Here is a 21036-nt window from a genome sequence, read left to right as displayed (position 1 = left end):
GCTTCCGCTAGTCGAGTGTGGCCTGCCCGGGTGCAGCCTGCCACAACCTTGCCCCGTTGCCCGGCGTGTCGGGCATCAGCCCGGGATCGCCGTTATGGCACGGTTACCGTTTCGCCACTCATAGTGACCCCTTCGTCACTGTGAGCAGCGGGCGCCCGCGATGGAGGCCGGACCCAGGGCTCGCCACAGTACTCCATTCGGGCCATGGGGGTGGACCGGCGCGCCACCGAAGTTCTCGTGGGGTACGGGAGTTGGACTCGCTCCCTTGCCTCCACAGCCCCTCTCAAGTGGCCTGCTTCACAGAATCGCCGGAAACGGAACTATCCACTTCGCCCAAATGTCCCTACCTGTTGCGGGGTGGAACAGATGGGCCAGATGGGTGAGATGGGTATTCAGAGGCTGAGTACGGACGGGAAGCCCGACGCCGACAGGGAGGAGCCGAGGAATCCGCGACTCGACCTGAGCGTGGCTCAGGTGGCGGGCAGCGCGGTGGCCGCGGTCGTGGCGGCGGTGCTGGCGTCCCAGCTCGGTGTGTACGGGACGATCATCGGCGCGGGAGTCGTCAGCGTCGTCGCGACCAGTGGCGGCACGATCTTCCAGCACCTGTTCCGGCGCACCGGGGAGCAGATCCGCGAGGTCACGGTCCACGCGAAGCCGAAGGCCCGTCAGGGGCCGGCGCGGGTAACGGCCGCCGAGGACGTGCCGCGGACCAGGGTGCTGCGTACCGTCGCGCTGCCGGCGGACCTGCCGGACGGGCGGTTCAACGAGGCCACCACGCACGGGACCCGCGTCCGGGGCTGGAAGCGGTCCCTTCTCGCGGCCCTCGTCGTCTTCGTCGTGGCGATGGCAGGCATCACGGCGTACGAGCTGCTCTCGGGCGGCGACCTCAGCGGCGGCAGGGGCAGCACGGTCGGCAACGTCCTGCGCGGCGGCGACCAGCACCGGGAGAAGACCCCGCCCTCGCGGGCGCCGGACCCGCGGACCCCGGACAGCGGCTCGTCGTCGCCCGGCGCCGGGACGACGACGCCCGACGGCCGGAGCCCCGGCCCCGGGAGGGGCGCCGGGGAAGCCGGCACCACGCCCGCCCCGGGCCGGACGCCGCCGAAGACGCCGGACGACGCGGAGACGACCGGCGGGACGACCGGGCCGGCGACTCCCGCCCCCACCCCGACGCCGTCCGCCGGCGGCGGCGCCGCCGCGGGCGATTCCGGACAGGCGCCGGAAACGGGCGGTCCCGACGACGCACCGCCGGCCACCACCGCCCCGGACACCACCCCCGCGCCGTAGGAGGCGGGCGGCGGGACCTACTCGCCCAGGACGCGGCGCAGGTAGTCGTTGGCGAAGCGGCGCTCGGGGTCCAGGCGGTCGCGCAGCGCCGTGAACTCGGCGAAGCGCGGGTACACCCCGGCCAGGTACTCCGCGTCGCGCGTGTGCACCTTGCCCCAGTGGGGACGCCCGCCGTGCGCGGTCATGATCCGCTCCACGGCCGTGAAGTACGCCTGGTACGGCGTCCCCCGGTACAGGTGCACCGCGATGTACGCCGTGTCCCTCCCCGACGCCGTGGAGAGCGCGATGTCGTCCGCCGGCGCCGTGCGGACCTCCACCGGGAAGCCGACCCGCAGCGGCGAGCGTTCGATCAGCGCCTTCACCTCGCGCAGCGCCGCCACCGCCGCCTCGCGCGGAACGGCGTACTCCATCTCCATGAAGCGCACCCGGCGCGGGCTTGTGAAGACCTTGTAAGGGATGTCCGTGTACGTACGGGCCGACAGCGCCCGGCTGGAGACCTGGGCGATCGCGGGGACCGCCGCGGGAAACGCGCGGCCCACCGAACAGGCCACCTGGAAGACGCCGTTCGAGAGCAGCTCGTCCTCGACCCAGGCGCTGACCCGGCCGGGCGGGGCGGCGGGGCCCGCGCTGCGGTTGTTGCGCTTGGTGTTGCAGTTGCCCGTGTGGGGGAACCAGTAGAACTCGAAGTGCTCGTTCTCGGCGTACAGCTCCTCGAAGTCGGCCGTGACCCGGTCGAACGGCATCGGCTCCTCGCGCGCCGTCAGCAGGAAGACCGGCTCGACGGCGAAGGTGATCGCCGTGACGACGCCCAGCGCACCGAGCCCCACCCTGGCCGCCGCGAAGACCTCCGCGTTCTCCTTCTCGGAACAGCTGAGCAGCGACCCGTCCGCCAGTACCAGTTCCATCGCGCGGATCTGCGCGGCCGTCGCGGCCGAGTCGCGGCCCGTGCCGTGCGTGCCGGTGCTGGTCGCGCCGGCCACCGTCTGCTCCATGATGTCGCCCATGTTGGTGAGCGACAGGCCCTCCCTGGCGAGCGCCACGTTCAGGCGCTTGAGCGGAGTACCGGCCTCCACGGTCACGGTCCCGGCCTCGCGGTCGATCGCGCGGATGCCGGTCAGCAGGTCGGGGCGGATCAGCACGCCGTCGGTCACGGCGGCCGCCGTGAAGGAGTGGCCCGTGCCGACCGGCTTCACCTTCAGCCCGTCCGCCGCCGCCGCGCGCACGGCGTCGGCGAGCTCCTCGGCCGAAGCGGGGGTCACCTCCCGGACCGGCCGGGCGGTGATGTTCCCCGCCCAGTTACGCCACGTGCTCGCTGTCCTGGACGCCGTCCTCGATGTGCCGGCCATCAGTCCCGTGCCCTCCCCGCGTCGGTGCCGGCGTGCGAAGCCGGCGATACCCCAGGAACGCCACCAGGGCCGCGAGAACTCCCGACGCGACGGGCACCGCGTACCCCGCGTCCGCCCCCGCCGCGTCGACCACCCAGCCTGCGGCCGAGGAACCGAGAGCGACTCCGACGGCGAGCCCGGTCCCTGTCCAGGTCATGCCCTCGGTCAGTTTGGTGCGCGGTACGTGCTGCTCGATCAGGGCCATGGTGGTCACCATCGTCGGTGCGATGGACAGGCCCGCGACAAAGAGCGCCACGGCCAGCAACGGCAGGTTCCCGGCCAGTAGGAGGGGGATCATACTCACGGCCATCGCGCAGACGCCCACCAGCCACCTGGTGGAAGCCTGGCCCTTGAGATGCAGCAGTCCGAAGACCGCTCCCGCGAGGCAGGACCCGAGCGCGTACACGGCGAGGACAAGACTGGCCGCCGCCTTGTGGCCCTGCTCCTCCGCGAACGCCACCGTCACCACGTCGATCGACCCGAAGATCGCGCCGACGGCGACGAAGGTGGCCACCAGTACCTGGAGGCCGGGGGAGCGCAGCGCGGAGCCGCCGGTGTGCTCGTCGCGCGGGTGCGGAACGGGCTCGGTGGCGCGCTGGGCGGTCAGCCAGAAGACCCCGACGACCAGGAAGACGGCCGCGAGCAGCGGGCCCGCCTCCGGGAACCAGGCGGTCGAGAGCCCGATGGAGATGATCGGGCCGAAGATGAAGCAGACCTCGTCGGCGATCGACTCCCAGGAGTACGCCGTGTGCAGCTCGCGCGGTGAGCCCCGGTAGATCTCGGCCCAGCGCGCCCTGACCATCGAGCCGACGCTCGGTACGCAGCCGGCGCCCGCCGCGAACACGAACAGCGTCCACTCGGGGGCGCCCTGCTGGGCACAGATCAGCAGCCCCGCGACCGCCCCGACCGCGACCAGGGTGGCGGGGCGCAGGACACGGCGCTGCCCGTACCGGTCGACGTATCGCGATATCTGGGGGCCCATCACGGCGGCCGCCGTCGCGAGGGTGGCGGAGAGCGCGCCCGCGAGCCCGTACCGGCCGGTGAGCTCGGAGATCATGGTGACGATGCCGATGCCCATCATGGAGATCGGTATCCGGCCGAAGAATCCGGCGACGGAGAACGCCTTGGTGCCGGGGGTGGCGAAGATCGCGCGGTACGGACTGGGCAAGGTGCGCTCCGGTAAGGCGTATAGGTGGAGCTTGCATCTTACGGTCGCCGCGCGGCTTGCCGCACGGCGGTTTCACCGGCGCCGCGCACGGGTGGCAGGATCGTTCCCATGCCCGATCAGCGCGATCCAGCCCCTTACGACGCCCTGCTGCTTCTCTCCTTCGGCGGCCCCGAAGGCCCGGACGACGTGGTCCCGTTCCTGGAGAACGTCACCCGTGGCCGCGGCATCCCCAAGGAGCGGCTCAAGGAGGTGGGGCAGCACTACTTCCTCTTCGGCGGAGTCAGCCCGATCAACGAGCAGAACCGCGCGCTCCTCGACGCCCTGCGCGAGGACTTCGCGGAGCACGGTCTGGACGGCCTGCCGGTCTACTGGGGCAACCGCAACTGGGCGCCCTACCTGGTCGACACCCTGCGCGAGATGGCCGCGGACGGCCGCCGCCGCGTCGCCGTGCTCGCCACGAGCGCGTACGCCTCGTACTCCGGCTGCCGCCAGTACCGCGAGAACCTCGCCGAGGCGCTCGCGACCCTGGAGGCCGAGGGGACCGCGCCGCCGCGCGTCGACAAACTGCGGCACTACTTCAACCACCCGGGTTTCGTACGCCCGATGGTCGACGGGGTCCTCAAGTCCCTGGCCGAGCTGGACGAGAGCGTACGGGCGGGGGCGCACCTCGCCTTCACGACGCACTCGATCCCCACGGCGTCGGCGGACACGTCCGGGCCGGCGGGGGAGCACGGCGACGGCGGCGCGTACGTCGCCGAGCACCTGGACGTCGCCCGGCTGATCGCCGAGGCGGTACGGGAGGAGACCGGCGTCGCGCACCCCTGGCAGCTCGTCTACCAGTCGCGCAGCGGAGCCCCGCACACCCCCTGGCTGGAACCGGACATCTGCGACCACCTGGAGGAGCGGCACGCGGCGGGCGTGCCGGCCGTGGTGATGGTTCCGATCGGCTTCGTGTCGGACCACATGGAGGTCCTGTACGACCTGGACACCGAGGCCACCGCCAGGGCCGCCGAACTCGGTCTGCCGGTGCGGAGGTCAGCGACCGTCGGCGCCGACCCGCGCTTCGCCGCCGCCGTGCGCGGGCTGCTGCTGGAGCGGGCCGCCACCGAGCGCGGGTTCGTCGTGGAGCGGTGCGCGCTGGGGGCGCTGGGCCCGAGCCACGACCTGTGCCCGGTCGGGTGCTGCCCGGCCCGGTCCCCCAAGCCCGCGGCGGCGGGCGCCGACAGCCCGTACGCCTGATCCTCCGTACGCCTGATCCAGGGAGAGCCCGTGACCGATCCCCTCTCGACCGAGCTGCTCGAAGTCGCCCTGGAGGCGGCGCGGCGGGCCGGAGCGCTGCTGCGGGACGGGCGGCCGGCCGATCTCGGCGTGGCCGCCACCAAGTCCAGCCCCATCGACGTGGTCACCGAGATGGACATCGCCGCCGAGCAGCTGATCACCGGCTTCCTCGCCGAACACCGCCCCGACGACGGGGTCCTGGGCGAGGAGGGCGCCAGCAGCACGGGCACGACCGGCGTCCGGTGGGTGATCGACCCGCTCGACGGCACGGTGAACTACCTCTACGGGCTGCCCACTTGGGCGGTGTCCGTCGCGGCCGAGCGGGACGGCGAGACCCTGGTGGGGGTCGTCGCGGCGCCGATGCGCGGGGAGACGTACCAGGCGGTGCGGGGCGGCGGCGCGTACTGCGGCGGTACGGCGCTGCGGGTGCGGCCCGCGCCGCCGCTCGACCAGGCGCTGGTCTCCACCGGCTTCAACTACGTCGCGGCGGTGCGCGGCCACCAGGCGGACGTGGCGCAGCGGCTGATCCCGAGGCTGCGGGACATCCGGCGCGGCGGGTCGGCGGCGATCGACCTGTGCGACGTGGCCGCCGGGCGGCTGGACGGGTACTACGAGCGGGGGCTCAGCCCGTGGGACTACGCCGCGGGCGGCCTGATCGCCCGGGAAGCGGGCGCGGTGACCGGCGGGCGGCCCGGTGAGCGGCTGTCGGGCGAACTGACGATCGCGGCGTCACCCGGGGTCTTCGACCCGCTCCAGGCCCTCCTGGAGGAGTTCGGCGCCTGGCACGACTAGGCCGTCGGGCCGACGGGCTCACTGGCCGGCCAGGACGGCCGGTGGGACCCGCCGGCGGCACGACAAGGGCCCCGGCGCCTTCCACGGCATCGGGGCCCTCGTGCGTGCTCAGGGTGCTCTACGTGCTCCGTACGGTCGACGGGGCAGGTCACACGCTCGCGGCGGTCACCTGCACGCCGTGCTCCGCGGCGAGACGGTGCAGGTCCTCCAGCTCCGCCTGCTCCACCTCCGCCAGGAAGTCGTCGCCCGTTTCGCGAGCCATCGTGAGGTCGGATTCCGTGGCCTTTATGCGCTGCAGCAGGCCTGCGGTGAAAGCGTCCATGGGTTGCGCCCCCTCGTCATGGGTCGGTGGCACGGGGGTGTGCCGGGGGTGGGGTGGTCGATCACGTGGCGTGCCGAATACAGGGCGTGATCGCGGGGTGTGCAGTCGTCCTCCCCACAGCCCGCCTCAGGAAAACCTCAACTCGCCCGGGAATCATGGAAATCCCCCTCACGGCTGTCCTTCTGCTCTTTCCGGCCCTACCGCCTTACCGCCGGTTTATGGCCGAAAGGGGCAGGATGGCAGCACACAGCGACTGGACACACCTGCCCGCATGGGCAGTCAGCGGAAGGAATTACGACGTGCGCGTACTCGTCGTCGAGGACGAGCAGCTGCTCGCCGATGCGGTGGCCACCGGACTGCGCCGGGAGGCCATGGCCGTCGACGTCGTGTACGACGGAGCGGCCGCCCTGGAACGCATCGGGGTGAACGACTACGACGTCGTCGTGCTGGACCGGGACCTCCCGCTGGTTCACGGAGACGACGTCTGCCGGAAGATCGTCGAGCTGGGCATGCCCACCCGCGTCCTGATGCTCACCGCCTCCGGTGACGTCAGCGACCGCGTGGAGGGCCTGGAGATCGGCGCCGACGACTACCTGCCGAAGCCCTTCGCCTTCAGCGAGCTGACCGCGCGGGTACGGGCCCTCGGGCGCCGTACGACCGTCGCGCTGCCGCCCGTCCTGGAGCGCGCCGGCATCAAGCTCGACCCGAACCGCCGCGAGGTCTTCCGCGACGGCCAGGAGATCCAGCTGGCGCCGAAGGAGTTCGCGGTGCTTGAGGTGCTGATGCGCAGCGAGGGCGCCGTCGTGTCGGCCGAGCAGCTGCTGGAGAAGGCCTGGGACGAGAACACCGACCCGTTCACCAACGTCGTCCGCGTCACCGTCATGACGCTGCGCCGCAAGCTCGGGGAGCCGCCGGTGATCGTCACCGTGCCCGGTTCCGGCTACCGGATCTGACGCGCGTGGCCGCGACCCCGGCGCCCCCTCTCGCGCCGCCGAAACCCACCTGGGACCCGAGGGAGCAGGAACCCTCGTTCCCCTGGCTCCGCCCGACCATCCGGATACGGCTCACCCTGCTGTACGGCGGGATGTTCCTGATCGCGGGCATCCTGCTGCTCTCGATCATCTACCTGCTCGCCGCCCAGGCTCTGGCGGTCGGCAGCGACCTGCCGTTCAAGATCGTGAGCGGCGAGGTCAAGAGCACGGTGTGCGATCTGCCCGGCAACGCGACGCCCGACCAGTTCAACGCGGCCGTGAACGCCTGCGTCAACCACCAGCGGCAGCAGGCGCTCGACGAGCTGCTCAGCCGCTCGCTGCTTGCCCTGCTCGGCCTCAGCGTCATCGCCTTCGCCTTCGGTTACGCGATGGCCGGACGCGTCCTGTCGCCGCTCGGCAGGATCACGCGTACGGCCCGCCGGGTGGCCGGCACCGACCTGACCCGGCGGATCGAGCTGGACGGGCCGGACGACGAGCTGAAGGAGCTCGCCGACACCTTCGACGAGATGCTCGACCGGCTGGAACGGGCGTTCACCGCCCAGCAGCGGTTCGTGGGCAACGCGTCGCACGAGCTGCGCACGCCGCTGGCGATCAACAGGACGCTCCTGGAGGTGCACCTGTCGGACCCCGCGGCGCCCCCGGAGCTCCAGCAGCTGGGCAAGACCCTGCTGGCCACCAACGAGCGCAGCGAGCAGCTCGTGGAGGGTCTGCTGCTCCTCGCCAGCAGCGAGAACCAGATCACCGAGCGCAAGCCCGTGGACCTGGCCGAGGTCGCCTCGCGCGCCATCGACCAGGCGCACGGCGAGGCGGCGGCGAAGGGTGTGGAGATACGGGGCGAGCGGGCGCCCGCCGTCGTGCAGGGCAACGGCGTACTGCTGGAGCGGATCGCGCTCAACCTGGTGCAGAATGCCGTGCGCTACAACGTGCCGGAGGGCGGCTGGGTCGAGGTCACCACCGAGGTCGGCCACGGCCAGGCCCTCCTGGTCGTCTCGAACACGGGTCCCGTGGTTCCCGCGTACGAGGTCGACAACCTCTTCGAGCCGTTCAGGCGCCTGCGGACCGAGCGCACCGGCAGCGACAAGGGCGTCGGTCTCGGCCTCTCCATCGCTCGCAGCGTCGCGAGGGCTCACGGAGGCCGTATCATCGCGGAGCCCCGCGAGGGCGGCGGCCTTGTGATGCGCGTCACGCTTCCGGTCTGAGACGTTTCGCGCAGCCACGCGGCTGTTCGCTTTAAGCGGAATTTTCGGGACCTTGCCAGGGTCGGTCGGTGTGTGATCGATCACAGGTTCCGAATTCCCGCCATCTACGCTCCGTGATCGCGAACTTCCCCGGAAAACCGGGAAAAGTCCGGGTTTCCTGGGGGTGAGATAACGGGAAGTACACGAGGTGGCGCTCGTGAGGTGCGACATTCGGACCGTGTACGGTCCCGATCGCCATCAAAACCGATCACCCCTCAGGAGATCGGTTGGGTGTCGATTGAGTAACAGACCTTGATGTGAGGCAAAATCTCCGCCTCAGGTCGGGCACAAGTCCGGCCTCTCACGCGTTACGTGCGCTGAGACACCGCAACTACCCAGAGGGGGAGAGCGACAGTGGCAACGGATTACGACACCCCACGCAAGACCGATGACGACGTCGATTCGGACAGCCTTGAAGAGCTCAAGGCACGTCGGAGCGACAAGACGGCATCGGCCGTTGACGTGGACGAATTCGAGGCGGCGGAAGGGCTTGAACTGCCCGGCGCCGACCTGTCCAACGAAGAGCTCGCCGTACGTGTCCTGCCCAAGCAGGCCGACGAGTTCACCTGCATGAGCTGCTTCCTGGTGCACCACCGCAGCCAGCTGGCCAGGGAGAAGAACGGTCAGCCGATCTGCCGCGACTGCGACTAGGACGGGCCGGCCGTGGCAGGCGCGACACCGTCCCGGAAGAAGCGCTTCCGGCGCAAGGATTCGCCGGAGGCGCCGCAAGACGTGAGCGCGGCCGTCGGCGCACGTGACGACGAGCGGGGCCTGCCGGCCTCGCTCGAAACGGCGGAAGGGCCCACCGCGGGGGCCCGGCGCCTGGCGGCTGTCAGGCAGGGCGTACGGAAGGGCGGCCAGAGCGCGATGGCCGGTATCGGCCATCTCGCCGACCGGGTCGTCGAGCTGGCGCCGCGCCTCCCCGTGCGTGACCTGCCGACCCTGCGCAAGCAGTTCCCGGGCCTCGGCCCGGAGCAGCTCGCGGACAAGCTGGTGGCCGGTGCGGCCCATGGCACCTCCACCGTGGGGGCGGGCATCGGCGCTGCGGCCATGCTGCCCGTACCCCCCGCGATGCCCGCGGAACTGGCCGCGGAGATCACCGGCGTGGCCGCGATCGAGCTGAAGCTCATCGCCGAACTCCACGAGGTCTACGGAAGACGGCCCCCCGGCGGGCTGGCCCAGCGCAGCACCGCCTACCTCACCTCCTGGACCCAGGAGCGGGGGATCGACGTGACCAAACCGGCCACGTACAACACGGCGCTCGGCACGCAGATGAAGCGCCAGCTCCGGCAGCAGATCATGAAACGCATGGTCCGCGACCTGCCGAACCTCATGCCGTTCATGGTCGGCGCCGCCGTCGGCGCCGTGATGAACCGCCGCGACACCCGAAGGCTCGCCGAACGCATCCGCCGGGACCTGCGCAGCACGCAGATCCCCTGGGACGCGCTGCCCGAGCTGCCGCCCCTGGCGAAGCCCGACGAGCCCGTGCTGCCCGAGGACTTCCGGGCCGGGCTGGAGCGCGGCCGCGAGGAGCCGGGGAGCTAGCCCGCCCGTACGGCCGCGAGAGCCGCGGCCAGGCCCTCGGGATCACGCGTCGAGAGGTACAGGTACGGCGTCGGGTCGGCCGGATCGGTGACCTCGACCCGCAGCGCCCCCGGGATGTAGCTGCGCAGCAGCATGTGGGCGCGGGTGTCGGCCTTGTGCGACCGCCAGGCGCGGGCCTGCTCGGCGTCCAGTACCTCGGCCTCGCCCAGCGCGGAGACCGGGATGCGGGCGTCACCGGCGATCAGCGCGTCCCCGACCACCCGGATGCGCTGCGAACCGTACGTACTGACGCCCGCCGCGGCGAGCGCTCCGGCGCCGACGATCCCGCCCAGCATCGGCAGGAGGCCCAGGGGCAGCAGCATCAGCCCGCCCGCGACACCGATGAGTCCGGCGATGACCCACCAGGAGCGCGGTGCGGTCAGACGTTCTGTGTACTGCGGGGCGGAAGGCTGCATGAAACCAAGCTTGGCACGGCGCGACCTGCGAGGACCCGCGCGGGTAAGGTCTGCGCCTGTGAGCAATGAGAACTCCCGGGAGACGGCCCCCGGGTCCGCGGCCCTCAAGCCCCCGGCCGACGCCATAGCCCCGGTCCGGCACCCCGACGCACCGCCGCCGGGAGAGCTGCTCGGAGCGCACTACGCGCACTGCTTCGGCTGCGGCGGGGAACAGCCCCACGGGCTGCACCTCCAGGCCCGCGCCGGCGAAGGCGTGCGCGTCTCGGCCGAATTCACCGTCAGGCCCGCCCACCAGGGCGCTCCCGGCCTCGCGCACGGCGGCGTACTGGCCACGGCGCTCGACGAGACGCTCGGTTCCCTGAACTGGCTGCTGCGGGTGATCGCGGTGACCGGCCGGCTGGAGACCGATTTCGTGCGTCCCGTACCGGTGGACACCGTGCTGCACCTCGACGCCGAGGTGACCGCGGTGCACGGCCGCAAGATCTACTCCACGGCGACCGGACGCATCGGAGGCCCCGAGGGGCCCGTGGCCGTCCGCGCCGACGCCCTCTTCATCGAAGTCAAGGTCGACCACTTCATCGACAACGGACGCCCGGAGGAGATCCGGGCGGCGATGGCCGACCCCGATCAGGCCAGGCGCGCCCGCGCCTTCGAGGTGAACCCGTGACCCGTACCCCCGTAGACGTGCTGATCCGCCGGGTCGACCCCGACGTACCCCTTCCTTCGTACGGACATCCGGGTGACGCCGGGGCGGACCTCGTCACCACCGAGGCCGCCGAACTGGCCCCCGGCGAGCGTGCGGTGCTTCCCACCGGGGTGTCTGTCGCGCTGCCCGACGGGTACGCGGCCTTCGTGCACCCGCGATCCGGTCTCGCCGCCCGCTGTGGAGTCGCCCTCGTGAATGCCCCGGGGACGGTGGATGCCGGGTACCGTGGGGAAATCAAGGTGATCGTGGTCAATCTCGACCCGCGCGAGAGCGTGCGGTTCGAGCGCTTCGACCGGATTGCCCAACTGGTCGTCCAGCAGGTCGAGAAGGTGCGCTTCCACGAGGTCGCGGAGCTTCCCGGCTCGGCGCGGGCCGAGGGGGGCTTCGGTTCCACCGGCGGGCATGCCGCTGTGGACGGCCGGGCGGGTGGGAATCGATACGCATCGGTCGTATCCGACCGGGAAGGACAGTGACGTGTTCGGACGTCGCAAGAAGAGCGAATCCGCCGCGGATGTGGCGGGCGAGGCCGAGCAGGTCGTCGACGATGTCGAGCCTGACGCGGCCGCGGACGGCGACGGGTCGGTACGCAGGGTGAACCTGCCGCCGGCACCCCGCCCGGACGGTCCGTGGGACGTGTCCGAGGTGATGGAGCCCGGCGAGGGCCGGGTCGACCTGGGCGGCATGTTCGTGCCCGGGGTCGAGGGCATGGAACTGCGGGTCGAGGTCGCGGGCGACGCGATCGTCGCGGCGACGGTCGTGCTGCGTGACAGCGCCGTACAGCTCCAGGCCTTCGCGGCTCCGAAGAAGGAAGGCATCTGGGGCGAGGTCCGCGAGGAGATCGCGTCGGGCATCACCCAGCAGGGCGGCGTCATCGACGAGATCGAGGGCCCGCTCGGCTGGGAGCTGCGCGCGCAGGTTCCCGTACAGCTGCCGGACGGCACGGGCGGCGTGCAGATGGTGCGCTTCGTCGGCGTCGACGGGCCGCGCTGGTTCCTGCGCGGAGTGATCTCCGGTCAGGGCGCGGTGCAGCCGCAGGCCGCGGGCGTGCTGGAGCACGTCTTCAAGGACACCGTGGTCGTACGGGGCGAGGGCCCGATGGCGCCGCGCGACCCGATCGTCCTCAAGCTGCCGGACGACGCGCAGATGGTGCCCGAGGGCGTTCAGCAGGAGGAGCAGGAGGGCTCGCGCTTCTCCGGCGGCATGGGACAGCTCCAGCGCGGTCCGGAGATCACGGAAGTGCGCTGACACGCGACGACGCGGCCGGTGGGCCGCACTCCCCGGGGCCGGGGGGTGCGGCCCACCGGCGTGCGTGGCCGGGGGCCGGGGACTCGGCGGCAGGGCCGGGCGTTGCCGGTCGGGAGGCTCGTCGAGCACCGCTGAGCGCCGAGGGGCGTCAGAGTCGCGTCAATACGGCCCCTCGACGCGCCACCCGTCCGTTTTGCCGGGAATCGGGGCTGTAGCTTCACCAGAGCTGCCCCGTCGGGCCGCAGCATTCGCCTGGAAGACAATGGGGCCATGGGACGCGGCAAGCTACGCATATACCTGGGTGCGGCGCCGGGTGTGGGCAAGACGTACGCGATGCTCTCCGAGGCCCACCGCCGTGTGGAGCGCGGCACCGACTGCGTCGTCGCCTTCGTCGAGCACCACGACCGGCCGCGCACCGAAGTGATGCTGCGCGGTCTGGAGCAGATCCGGCGCCGCGAGATCACCTACCGCGGCGCCGCGTTCACCGAGATGGACGTCGACGCGGTCCTCGAACGCCGCCCCGCCGTGGCCCTCGTCGACGAGCTCGCCCACACCAACGTCCCCGGCTCGCGCAACGCGAAGCGCTGGCAGGACGTCGAAGAGCTCCTCCAGGCCGGCGTCGACGTCATATCGACCGTCAACATCCAGCACCTGGAGTCCCTGGGGGACGTCGTCGAGTCGATCACCGGCGTACGGCAGCGGGAGACCGTGCCGGACGAGGTCGTGCGGCGCGCCGACCAGATCGAGCTGGTCGACATGTCGCCCCAGGCGCTGCGCCGCCGCATGGCCCACGGCAACATATACAAGCCGGACAAACTCGACGCCGCACTGTCCCACTACTTCCGCCCCGGCAACCTCACCGCCCTGCGCGAGCTGGCGCTCCTGTGGGTCGCCGACCGGGTCGACGAGTACCTCCAGCAGTACCGGGGCGAGCACAACATCCGCTCCACCTGGCAGGCGCGCGAGCGCATCGTCGTCGGCCTCACCGGCGGACCCGAGGGCCGAACGCTCATCCGACGCGCCTCGCGCATGGCGGCCAAGGGCTCGGGCAGTGAGATCCTCGCCGTCTACATCGCCCGCAGCGACGGCCTCACCTCGGCCTCGCCCAAGGAACTCGCCGTACAGCGCACCCTCGTCGAGGACCTCGGCGGCACCTTCCACCACGTCATAGGCGACGACGTGCCGTCCGCGCTGCTGGAGTTCGCGCGGGGGGTCAACGCCACCCAGATCGTGCTCGGCTCCAGCCGCCGCAAGGCCTGGCAGTACGTCTTCGGGCCGGGCGTCGGCGCCACCGTCGCCCGCGACTCCGGGCCGGACCTGGACGTCCACATCGTCACGCACGACCACGTCGCCAGGGGCCGCGGCCTGCCGGTCGCCCGCGGCGCCCGCCTCGGGCGAGCCCGGATCGTCTCCGGCTGGCTGGTCGGCGTCGCCGCGCCGGTCCTGCTCTCGCTGCTGCTCACCAGCTTGGAGAACGGCCCGGGGCTCGCCAACGACGTCCTGCTCTTCCTCTTCCTGACCGTGCTCGCCGCCCTGGTCGGCGGGCTGCTTCCGGCGCTGGCCTCGGCCGCCGTGGGCTCGCTCCTGCTGAACTACTACTTCACTCCGCCCACCCACACCCTGACGGTCGCCGATCCGGAGAACCTCGTCGCCATCGTGATCTTCTTCGCGGTGGCCGTGTCGGTCGCCTCCGTGGTGGACCTGGCCGCCCGCCGCACCCACCAGGCCGCGCGTCTGCGCGCCGAGTCCGAGATCCTCTCGTTCCTCGCCGGCAGTGTCCTGCGCGGCGAGACGGCCCTGGACGCCCTGCTGGAACGGGTCCGGGAGACCTTCGCGATGGAATCCGTCGCGCTGCTCGAACGGAAGAGTGACGTCGACCCGTGGACCTGCGCCGGCAGCGTCGGCCCCCGGCCGCTGACCCGCCCCGAGGACGCCGACGTGGACATGCCCGTCGGCGACCACATGGCACTGGCCCTGGCCGGCCGTGTCCTGCCCGCCGAGGACCGCCGGGTGCTCGGCGCGTTCGCCGCGCAGGCCGCCGTCGTACTGGACCGGCAGCGGCTGGTCGGCGAGGCGGAGGGGGCGCGCAAGCTGGCCGAGGGCAACCGCATCCGCACCGCCCTGCTCGCCGCCGTCAGCCACGACCTGCGTACACCGCTGGCCGCCATCAAGGCCGCCGTCTCCTCCCTGCGCTCCGACGACGTGGCCTGGTCGGACGCCGACGAGGCCGAGCTGCTCGCCGCCATCGAGGACGGCGCGGACCGCCTCGACCACCTCGTCGGCAACCTCCTCGACATGTCCCGGCTCCAGACCGGCACCGTCACCCCGCTGATCCGCGAGACGGACCTCGACGAGGTCGTCCCCATGGCGCTCGTCGGCGTACCCGACGGGAGCGTCGGCCTCGACATCCCGGAGACCCTGCCGATGGTGGCCGTCGACCGGGGACTCCTGGAGCGCGCCGTCGCCAACATCGTCGAGAACGCCGTCAAGTACAGCCCCGACGGCACCCCCGTCTCCGTCGCCGCGAGCGCCCTCGGCGCGCGCGTCGAGCTGCGCGTCGCGGACCGCGGGACCGGGGTCCCCGACGACGAGAAGGACCGGATCTTCGAGCCGTTCCAGCGCTACGGCGACGCCCCGCGCGGCGCCGGCGTGGGCCTGGGCCTCGCCGTCGCCCGCGGCTTCGCCGAGGCCATGGGCGGCACTCTCACCGCCGAGGACACGCCGGGGGGCGGCATGACCATGGTCCTGACCCTCAGGGCGGCCCCGGGACACCCGCCCGTACGACAGGACCTCCCCGCCCGGATCACCTCGTGAGCCGGCCCCGCCGGCTGTTCCCCACCTCCCGCAGAAAGGCAGGCACTCCATGACCCGGGTGCTCGTGGTCGACGACGAGCCGCAGATCGTACGCGCCCTCGTGATCAACCTGAAGGCGCGCAAGTACGAGGTGGACGCCGCGTCCGACGGCGCCACCGCGCTCCGGCTCGCCGCCGCACGCCACCCCGACGTGGTCGTCCTCGACCTCGGTCTGCCCGACATGGACGGCGTGGAGGTGATCAAGGGCCTGCGCGGCTGGACCCGCGTGCCGATCCTGGTGCTCTCCGCCCGCCACACCTCCGACGAGAAGGTCGAGGCGCTGGACGCCGGGGCCGACGACTACGTCACCAAGCCCTTCGGCATGGACGAGCTGCTCGCCAGGCTCCGGGCAGCGGTCCGCAGGGCCGAGCCGGCCGCAGGCGCCGAGGACGACGTGCTCGTCGACGCGGGCGACTTCACCGTCGACCTGGCCGCGAAGAAGGTCCACCGCGACGGCAGGGACGTACGGCTGACACCCACCGAATGGCACCTCCTGGAAGTGCTCGTACGGAACACCGGCCGCCTGGTCAGCCAGAAGCAGCTCCTCCAGGAGGTCTGGGGGCCCTCGTACGGCACCGAGACGAACTACCTGCGGGTCTACATGGCCCAGCTGCGCCGCAAGCTGGAGGCGGACCCCTCGCACCCCAGGCACTTCGTCACCGAACCCGGCATGGGCTACCGCTTCGAGCGGTAGGCCGCTCCGGCCGGGCGCCGTGACCGCTTCCGGGTGACCGGATTCCGCGGTGCCGCGAGGTGATCCGGGCGGGGCCGGTGCCCGGTACGCTTCGTGTATGAGTGCCGTACCACGTTCGGAGAAGCCAGCGGGCCGGTTCCGCCGGATGCTCGACCGGCTGTCCACCTCGCAGGAGGACCTGCACTCCGCGGAGCTGCAGGAGGACTCGCAGGCCGCGGGGTGCTCCCGCATCTGCGACTGCGACGACCGCCAGGTGGTGAAGGTGACTGGTACCTTGCGGACGGTCACCCTGCGTCCGCGTGCCGGTGTGCCCGCCCTCGAGGCGGAGCTGTTCGACGGCACCGCGCCGCTGGACGTCGTGTGGCTGGGCCGCCGTTCCATCGTGGGCATAGAACCGGGCCGCAGGCTCATCGCCTCGGGCCGGATCTCCATGAGCCACGGCCGCCGGGTGCTGTTCAATCCCAAATACGAGCTCCGACCGCTCGGACAGGAGTAGCCGGTGACGTCTCTCGACAAGCCGACCGCGACAGATCACGACAGCGCGGGCCCCGACGGCGCCCGAGCCGCTGAGGCACAGGACGCGAAGGCCGTGACGGAGGCCGCGCTGTTCGAGGCCTTCGGCGGCCTGCGGGGCATGGTGGAGACCGTGCTCCCCGGCCTGCTGTTCGTGACGATCTTCACGATCAACAAGGACCTGCACGTCTCGGCCATCGCCGCGCTCGCGGTGTCCTTGCTGCTCGTCGCCGTACGGCTGATCCGCCGGGACACGGTCAAGCACGCCTTCAGCGGTGTCTTCGGCGTCGCCTTCGGCGTCGTCTTCGCGATGATGACCGGCAACGCCAAGGACTTCTACCTGCCGGGCATGATCTACACGCTGGGCCTCGCCTTCGCGTACATCGTGACCACGCTCGCGGGCGTCCCGCTGATCGGCCTGATCCTCGGCCCGATCTTCAAGGAGAACCTCTCCTGGCGGACCCGGAACCCGGGCCGCAAGAAGGCGTACGCCAAGGCCAGCTGGGCCTGGGGCCTGATCCTGCTTGCCAAGTGCGCGATCCTCTTCCCGCTGTACTGGTGGGCCGACACCACCCAGCTCGGCTGGGTGCTGGTCGCCCTCAAGATCCCGCCGTTCCTGCTCGCCGTCTACCTGACGTGGGTCTTCCTCGCGAAGGCTCCGCCGCCCATCGACGTGTTCGCCGAGATGGACGCGCAGGAGAAGGCCGAGAAGGAGCGCAAGGCTGCCGCCGCAGCACAGCGCGACGCCTGATTCGTCGTACCCACGTGAGCGGGGCCCGGAACCGTCATGGTTCCGGGCCCCGCTCACACGCTCGTGCGTACGCCGGGACGTCAGCCCGCCGCCTCCTCCTTGCGGACCGACAGCAGGTCCTCCAGCTGCTCCTCGCGCGCCTGCGCGGCCACGAACAGCAGCTCGTCGCCTGCCTCCAGGGTCTCCTCCTGGTTCGGCGTGAGGACGCGCGTACCGCGGATGATCGTGACCAGCGAGGTGTCCTCGGGCCAGTCCACGTCCCCGACCTGCGTGCCCGCCAGCGCCGACTCGGGCGGCAGCGTCAGCTCGACGAGGTTGGCGTCGCCGTGGCTGAAGCGGAGCAGCCGTACGAGATCGCCCACGCTCACCGCCTCCTCGACCAGCGCCGACATCAGACGCGGGGTGGAGACCGCGACGTCGACGCCCCAGGCCTCGGTGAACAGCCACTCGTTCTTGGGATTGTTGACGCGGGCGACCACCCGCGGCACGCCGTACTCGGTCTTCGCGAGCAGCGAGACGACCAGGTTGACCTTGTCGTCGCCGGTCGCCGCGATCACCACGTTGCAGCGCTGGAGCGCCGCCTCGTCGAGCGAGGTGATCTCGCAGGCGTCGGCCAGCAGCCACTCGGCGAGCGGCACGCGCTCCACCGAGATGGCGGTCGGCGCCTTGTCGATGAGCAGGACCTCGTGCCCGTTCTCCAGCAGCTCGCCCGCGATGGAACGCCCCACCGCGCCGGCTCCGGCAATAGCGACCCTCATGCGTGACCGCCTTCCTCGGGGCCGTGCGAGCAGGCCGCCTCGACCTTCGCGATCTCGTCCGTACGCATCATCACGTGCACGAGGTCGCCTTCCTGGAGCACGGTCTGGGAGGTCGGCAGCACCGCCTCGCCCAGCCGGGTGAGGAACGCGACGCGTACGCCGGTCTCCTCCTGGAGCCGGCTGATCTTGTGGCCGATCCAGGCGGGGGAGGTGTGCACCTCCGCGAGCTGCACGACGCCGCTCGGGTCGCGCCACAGCGGCTCGGCGCCCGACGGCAGCAGCCGGCGCAGCATCTGGTCGGCGGTCCAGCGGACCGTGGCCACGGTCGGGATGCCGAGGCGCTGGTAGACCTCGGCGCGGCGCGGGTCGTAGATGCGGGCCGCGACGTTCTCGATGGCGAACATCTCGCGGGCCACCCGGGCCGCGATGATGTTGGAGTTGTCGCCGCTGCTCACCGCCGCGAAAGCGCCGGCGTCCTCGATGCCCGCCTCGCGGAGGGTGTCCTGGTCGAAGCCGACCCCGGTGACCCTGCGGCCGCCGAAACCGGAACCCAGGCGGCGGAAGGCCGTGGGGTCCCGGTCGATCACGGCGACCGTGTGCCCCTGTTGTTCCAGGTTCTGCGCGAGAGCGGCTCCCACTCGCCCGCAGCCCATGATGACGACGTGCATCGTCCCGTTACCCCGCACTCCTGGTCGCCCCGCTGACCTGCACAAACACCCTGCTCACATCGTCCTTCCCGGCTCACCGGGGGAGGCATGGGCACTCGTGCCCACTGCTGCCTCGCCCCTGTCTTCGTCCACCGTAGCGGCAACGCCGAACGCGTCATCGATCACGTAGGACGTCTCGGGGTCCATTCCGGGTTGCTCCGGAGTGATCCGGGTCGCCCAGGAGTGTCGGGAAGGCAGGGAGACGGACGCACCAGCAGGAGATTCGGTGACGGTGGGGGGTGGTGGGTGGGCGATGCCCTTTTCGAACGCTTACGATCCTCTGCGTGTCCAAACTGACCGACGTGCCCAAACGGATCCTGATCGGCCGGGCGCTGCGCAGCGACAAGCTGGGAGAGACCCTTCTCCCCAAGCGCATCGCACTTCCCGTCTTCGCCTCCGACCCGCTCTCCTCCGTGGCGTACGCACCGGGCGAAGTGCTCCTGGTGCTCTCCATCGCGGGTGTGTCGGCGTACCACTTCAGCCCGTGGATCGCGGTCGCCGTCGTGGTGCTGATGTTCACCGTGGTGGCCTCGTACCGCCAGAACGTGCACGCCTACCCGAGCGGTGGCGGTGACTACGAGGTCGCCAACACCAACCTCGGCCCCAAGGCGGGCCTCACCGTCGCCAGCGCCCTGCTCGTCGACTACGTCCTCACGGTCGCCGTGTCGATCTCGTCGGGCGTCGAGAACCTCGGCTCGGCCATCCCCTTCGTCGTCGAGCACAAGGTGCTGTGCGCGATCGGCATCATCGTGCTGCTGACGCTCATGAACCTGCGCGGCGTGAAGGAGTCCGGCAAGCTCTTCGCCATCCCGACGTACGTCTTCGTGGCCGGCGTCTTCCTCATGATCGCCTGGGGCGCCTACCGCTCCGTCGTCATGGGCGACACCATGCACGCGCCGACCTCGGACTTCGAGATCAAGCCCGAGCACCAGGGCCTGGCCGGCTTCGCCCTCGTCTTCCTCCTGCTGCGCGCCTTCTCCTCCGGCTGCGCGGCGCTCACGGGCGTCGAGGCGATCAGCAACGGTGTACCTGCCTTCCGCAAGCCCAAGAGCAGGAACGCCGCCTCGACGCTCGCCCTGATGGGCGCCCTGGCCGTCACGATGTTCTGCGGCATCATCGGTCTCGCCATGGCCACCGACGTCAAGATGGCCGAGAACCCCGCGAAGGACCTGCTGCTCAACGGCACCGCCGTCGGCGAGGACTACGTGCAGGACCCGGTGATCTCGCAGGTCGCGGCCGCCGTGTTCGGCGACGGAACGTTCTTCTTCGTCCTGCTCGCGGCGGCCACCGCGCTCGTGCTCTTCCTGGCCGCCAACACGGCGTACAACGGCTTCCCGCTGCTCGGCTCGATCCTCGCGCAGGACCGCTACCTGCCGCGCCAGCTGCACACCCGCGGCGACCGCCTCGCCTTCTCGAACGGCATCGTCCTGCTCGCCGGCGCGGCCATCCTGCTGGTGTGGCTGTACGGCGCCGACTCGACCCGGCTGATCCAGCTCTACATCGTCGGCGTCTTCGTCTCCTTCACGCTCAGCCAGATCGGCATGGTCCGGCACTGGAACCGCTACCTGCGCACCGAGAAGGACCAGGCCGCCCGCCGCCGCATGGTCCGCTCGCGGGCGATCAACACCTTCGGCGCCTTCTTCACGGGCCTGGTGCTCGTCGTCGTACTGGCCACCAAGTTCACGCACGGCGCGTGGGTCGCGCTGCTCGGCATGGTGATCTTCTACGGGACGATGAGCGCGATCCGTAAGCACTACGACCGGGTCGCCGAGGAGATCGCCGCCGACGAGGGCCCCTCGGACGACAGCGTCCGGCCGTCCCGCGTGCACTCCATCGTCCTGGTCTCCAAGGTCCACAAGCCGACGCTGCGGGCGCTCGCCTTCGCCAAGCTGACGCGCTCGGACAAGCTGGAGGCGCTGAGCATCAGCGTCGACCCGGCCGAGACGAAGGCGCTCAAGGAGGAGTGGGAGCGGCGCGGCATCAACGTGCCGTTGAAGATCCTCGACTCGCCCTACCGCGAGATCACGCGGCCGATCATCGACTACGTGAAGGGGCTGCGGCGGGAGAGCCCGCGGGACGCGATCAGCGTCTACATCCCGGAGTACGTGGTCGGCCACTGGTACGAGCACCTGCTGCACAACCAGAGCGCGCTGCGGCTGAAGGGCCGGCTGCTGTTCACACCGGGGGTGATGGTCACCTCGGTGCCGTACCAGCTGCAGTCCTCGGAGCTCGCGAAGGAGCGGGCGAAGAAGCGCCAGGAGTGGAACGCGCCCGGCGCCGTACGGCGCGGTCCGGTGGACCGCCGCCCGAAGGAGAACAGCGGCGGCAAGCGCTGACCTCGCTCCCG

21 protein-coding genes are annotated in these 21036 nt (G+C 71.3%); 15 read left to right on the top strand and 6 right to left on the bottom strand.

The genetic code is table 11. The features are described from left to right. The first annotated feature begins 384 nt into the window (after positions 1-384). The gene (locus tag IE185_RS21640; protein WP_189715777.1) at positions 385-1287 is read left to right on the top strand and encodes a hypothetical protein; all 903 of its coding nucleotides are present in this window, start codon (positions 385-387) and stop codon (positions 1285-1287) included. A 17-nt stretch (positions 1288-1304) separates the two neighbouring features. Here IE185_RS21640 and IE185_RS21635 read toward each other — a convergent pair whose 3' ends face one another. Beyond that, on the bottom strand, positions 1305-2633 hold the full coding sequence (locus tag IE185_RS21635; protein WP_189715775.1) for a D-arabinono-1,4-lactone oxidase: 1329 nt from the start codon (positions 2631-2633) through the stop codon (positions 1305-1307). Then, positions 2584-3840, bottom strand: coding sequence for an MFS transporter (locus tag IE185_RS21630; protein WP_138895684.1), 1257 nt, complete (start codon positions 3838-3840; stop codon positions 2584-2586). Before IE185_RS21630 ends, IE185_RS21635 begins: the two co-directional genes overlap by 50 nt. Before the next feature lie 108 nt (positions 3841-3948). Here IE185_RS21630 and IE185_RS21625 point away from each other — a divergent pair, with 108 nt between their 5' ends. Continuing rightward, positions 3949-5079 (top strand): ferrochelatase, encoded by a 1131-nt coding sequence (locus IE185_RS21625; RefSeq protein ID WP_138895683.1) that lies wholly within the window; start codon positions 3949-3951, stop codon positions 5077-5079. A 30-nt stretch (positions 5080-5109) separates the two neighbouring features. Beyond that, positions 5110-5910 carry an inositol monophosphatase family protein gene (locus tag IE185_RS21620; RefSeq protein ID WP_138895682.1) on the top strand — a complete coding sequence of 267 codons (801 nt, stop codon included), beginning with the start codon at positions 5110-5112 and terminating at the stop codon, positions 5908-5910. 148 nt (positions 5911-6058) lie between these two features. On the opposite strand, the gene IE185_RS21615 is transcribed toward IE185_RS21620, so the two are convergent. After that, the gene (locus IE185_RS21615) at positions 6059-6232 is read right to left on the bottom strand and encodes a hypothetical protein (protein WP_167518945.1); all 174 of its coding nucleotides are present in this window, start codon (positions 6230-6232) and stop codon (positions 6059-6061) included. Between the two features lie 299 nt (positions 6233-6531). On the opposite strand from IE185_RS21615, the gene IE185_RS21610 reads away from it, so the two are divergent. From IE185_RS21610 to IE185_RS21595, 4 genes are all read left to right on the top strand, one after another. Then, positions 6532-7185: a response regulator transcription factor gene (locus IE185_RS21610; RefSeq protein ID WP_138895681.1), complete on the top strand. Its 654-nt coding sequence runs from the start codon at positions 6532-6534 to the stop codon at positions 7183-7185. 5 nt (positions 7186-7190) lie between these two features. Beyond that, positions 7191-8423, top strand: a complete 1233-nt coding sequence (locus IE185_RS21605) for a sensor histidine kinase (protein ID WP_138895680.1) — start codon at positions 7191-7193, stop codon at positions 8421-8423. Positions 8424-8816: 393 nt separating this feature from the next. Next, a complete protein-coding gene (locus tag IE185_RS21600) occupies positions 8817-9113 on the top strand; it encodes a DUF4193 domain-containing protein (protein ID WP_028814145.1) in 297 nt (98 codons plus the stop codon). A 12-nt stretch (positions 9114-9125) separates the two neighbouring features. Further along, positions 9126-10007 carry a hypothetical protein gene (locus tag IE185_RS21595; RefSeq protein WP_138895679.1) on the top strand — a complete coding sequence of 294 codons (882 nt, stop codon included), beginning with the start codon at positions 9126-9128 and terminating at the stop codon, positions 10005-10007. Here IE185_RS21595 and IE185_RS21590 read toward each other — a convergent pair. Next, entirely contained in the window at positions 10004-10462 is a 459-nt protein-coding gene (locus IE185_RS21590; RefSeq protein WP_138895678.1) for a DUF3093 domain-containing protein, read from the bottom strand. The genes IE185_RS21595 and IE185_RS21590 overlap by 4 nt on opposite strands. Positions 10463-10520: 58 nt before the next feature. Here IE185_RS21590 and IE185_RS21585 point away from each other — a divergent pair, with 58 nt between their 5' ends. From IE185_RS21585 to IE185_RS21555, 7 genes are all read left to right on the top strand, one after another. After that, positions 10521-11129 (top strand): PaaI family thioesterase, encoded by a 609-nt coding sequence (locus tag IE185_RS21585; protein ID WP_138895677.1) that lies wholly within the window; start codon positions 10521-10523, stop codon positions 11127-11129. Next, on the top strand, positions 11126-11641 hold the full coding sequence (gene dut / locus IE185_RS21580) for a dUTP diphosphatase (protein ID WP_138895676.1): 516 nt from the start codon (positions 11126-11128) through the stop codon (positions 11639-11641). The genes IE185_RS21585 and dut overlap by 4 nt, the downstream gene beginning before the upstream one ends. Before the next feature lies 1 nt (position 11642). Then, positions 11643-12413, top strand: a complete 771-nt coding sequence (locus tag IE185_RS21575) for a DUF3710 domain-containing protein (protein WP_138895675.1) — start codon at positions 11643-11645, stop codon at positions 12411-12413. Positions 12414-12683: 270 nt separating this feature from the next. Next, positions 12684-15227, top strand: coding sequence for a DUF4118 domain-containing protein (locus IE185_RS21570; RefSeq protein ID WP_189715773.1), 2544 nt, complete (start codon positions 12684-12686; stop codon positions 15225-15227). A 49-nt stretch (positions 15228-15276) separates the two neighbouring features. Beyond that, a complete protein-coding gene (locus IE185_RS21565; protein ID WP_138898795.1) occupies positions 15277-15960 on the top strand; it encodes a response regulator in 684 nt (227 codons plus the stop codon). Positions 15961-16057: 97 nt separating this feature from the next. After that, positions 16058-16456, top strand: a complete 399-nt coding sequence (locus tag IE185_RS21560) for an OB-fold nucleic acid binding domain-containing protein (protein ID WP_167518946.1) — start codon at positions 16058-16060, stop codon at positions 16454-16456. Between the two features lie 3 nt (positions 16457-16459). After that, a complete protein-coding gene (locus IE185_RS21555; protein WP_138898797.1) occupies positions 16460-17224 on the top strand; it encodes a DUF3159 domain-containing protein in 765 nt (254 codons plus the stop codon). An 80-nt stretch (positions 17225-17304) separates the two neighbouring features. Here the strand turns inward: IE185_RS21555 and IE185_RS21550 are convergent, their stop codons facing one another. Further along, complete coding sequence (locus IE185_RS21550) at positions 17305-17982, bottom strand: potassium channel family protein (protein WP_138898798.1); 678 nt, start codon at positions 17980-17982, stop codon at positions 17305-17307. Next, positions 17979-18650 carry a potassium channel family protein gene (locus IE185_RS21545; protein ID WP_138898799.1) on the bottom strand — a complete coding sequence of 224 codons (672 nt, stop codon included), beginning with the start codon at positions 18648-18650 and terminating at the stop codon, positions 17979-17981. The genes IE185_RS21550 and IE185_RS21545 overlap by 4 nt, the downstream gene beginning before the upstream one ends. Positions 18651-18973: 323 nt before the next feature. On the opposite strand from IE185_RS21545, the gene IE185_RS21540 reads away from it, so the two are divergent. Then, on the top strand, positions 18974-21025 hold the full coding sequence (locus IE185_RS21540; protein WP_138896922.1) for an APC family permease: 2052 nt from the start codon (positions 18974-18976) through the stop codon (positions 21023-21025). Positions 21026-21036 lie beyond the last annotated feature (11 nt).

Source organism: Streptomyces chryseus (genome assembly GCF_014650755.1).
Classification (GTDB): domain Bacteria; phylum Actinomycetota; class Actinomycetes; order Streptomycetales; family Streptomycetaceae; genus Streptomyces; species Streptomyces chryseus.
This window is presented reverse-complemented; position numbering and strand designations above follow the sequence as displayed.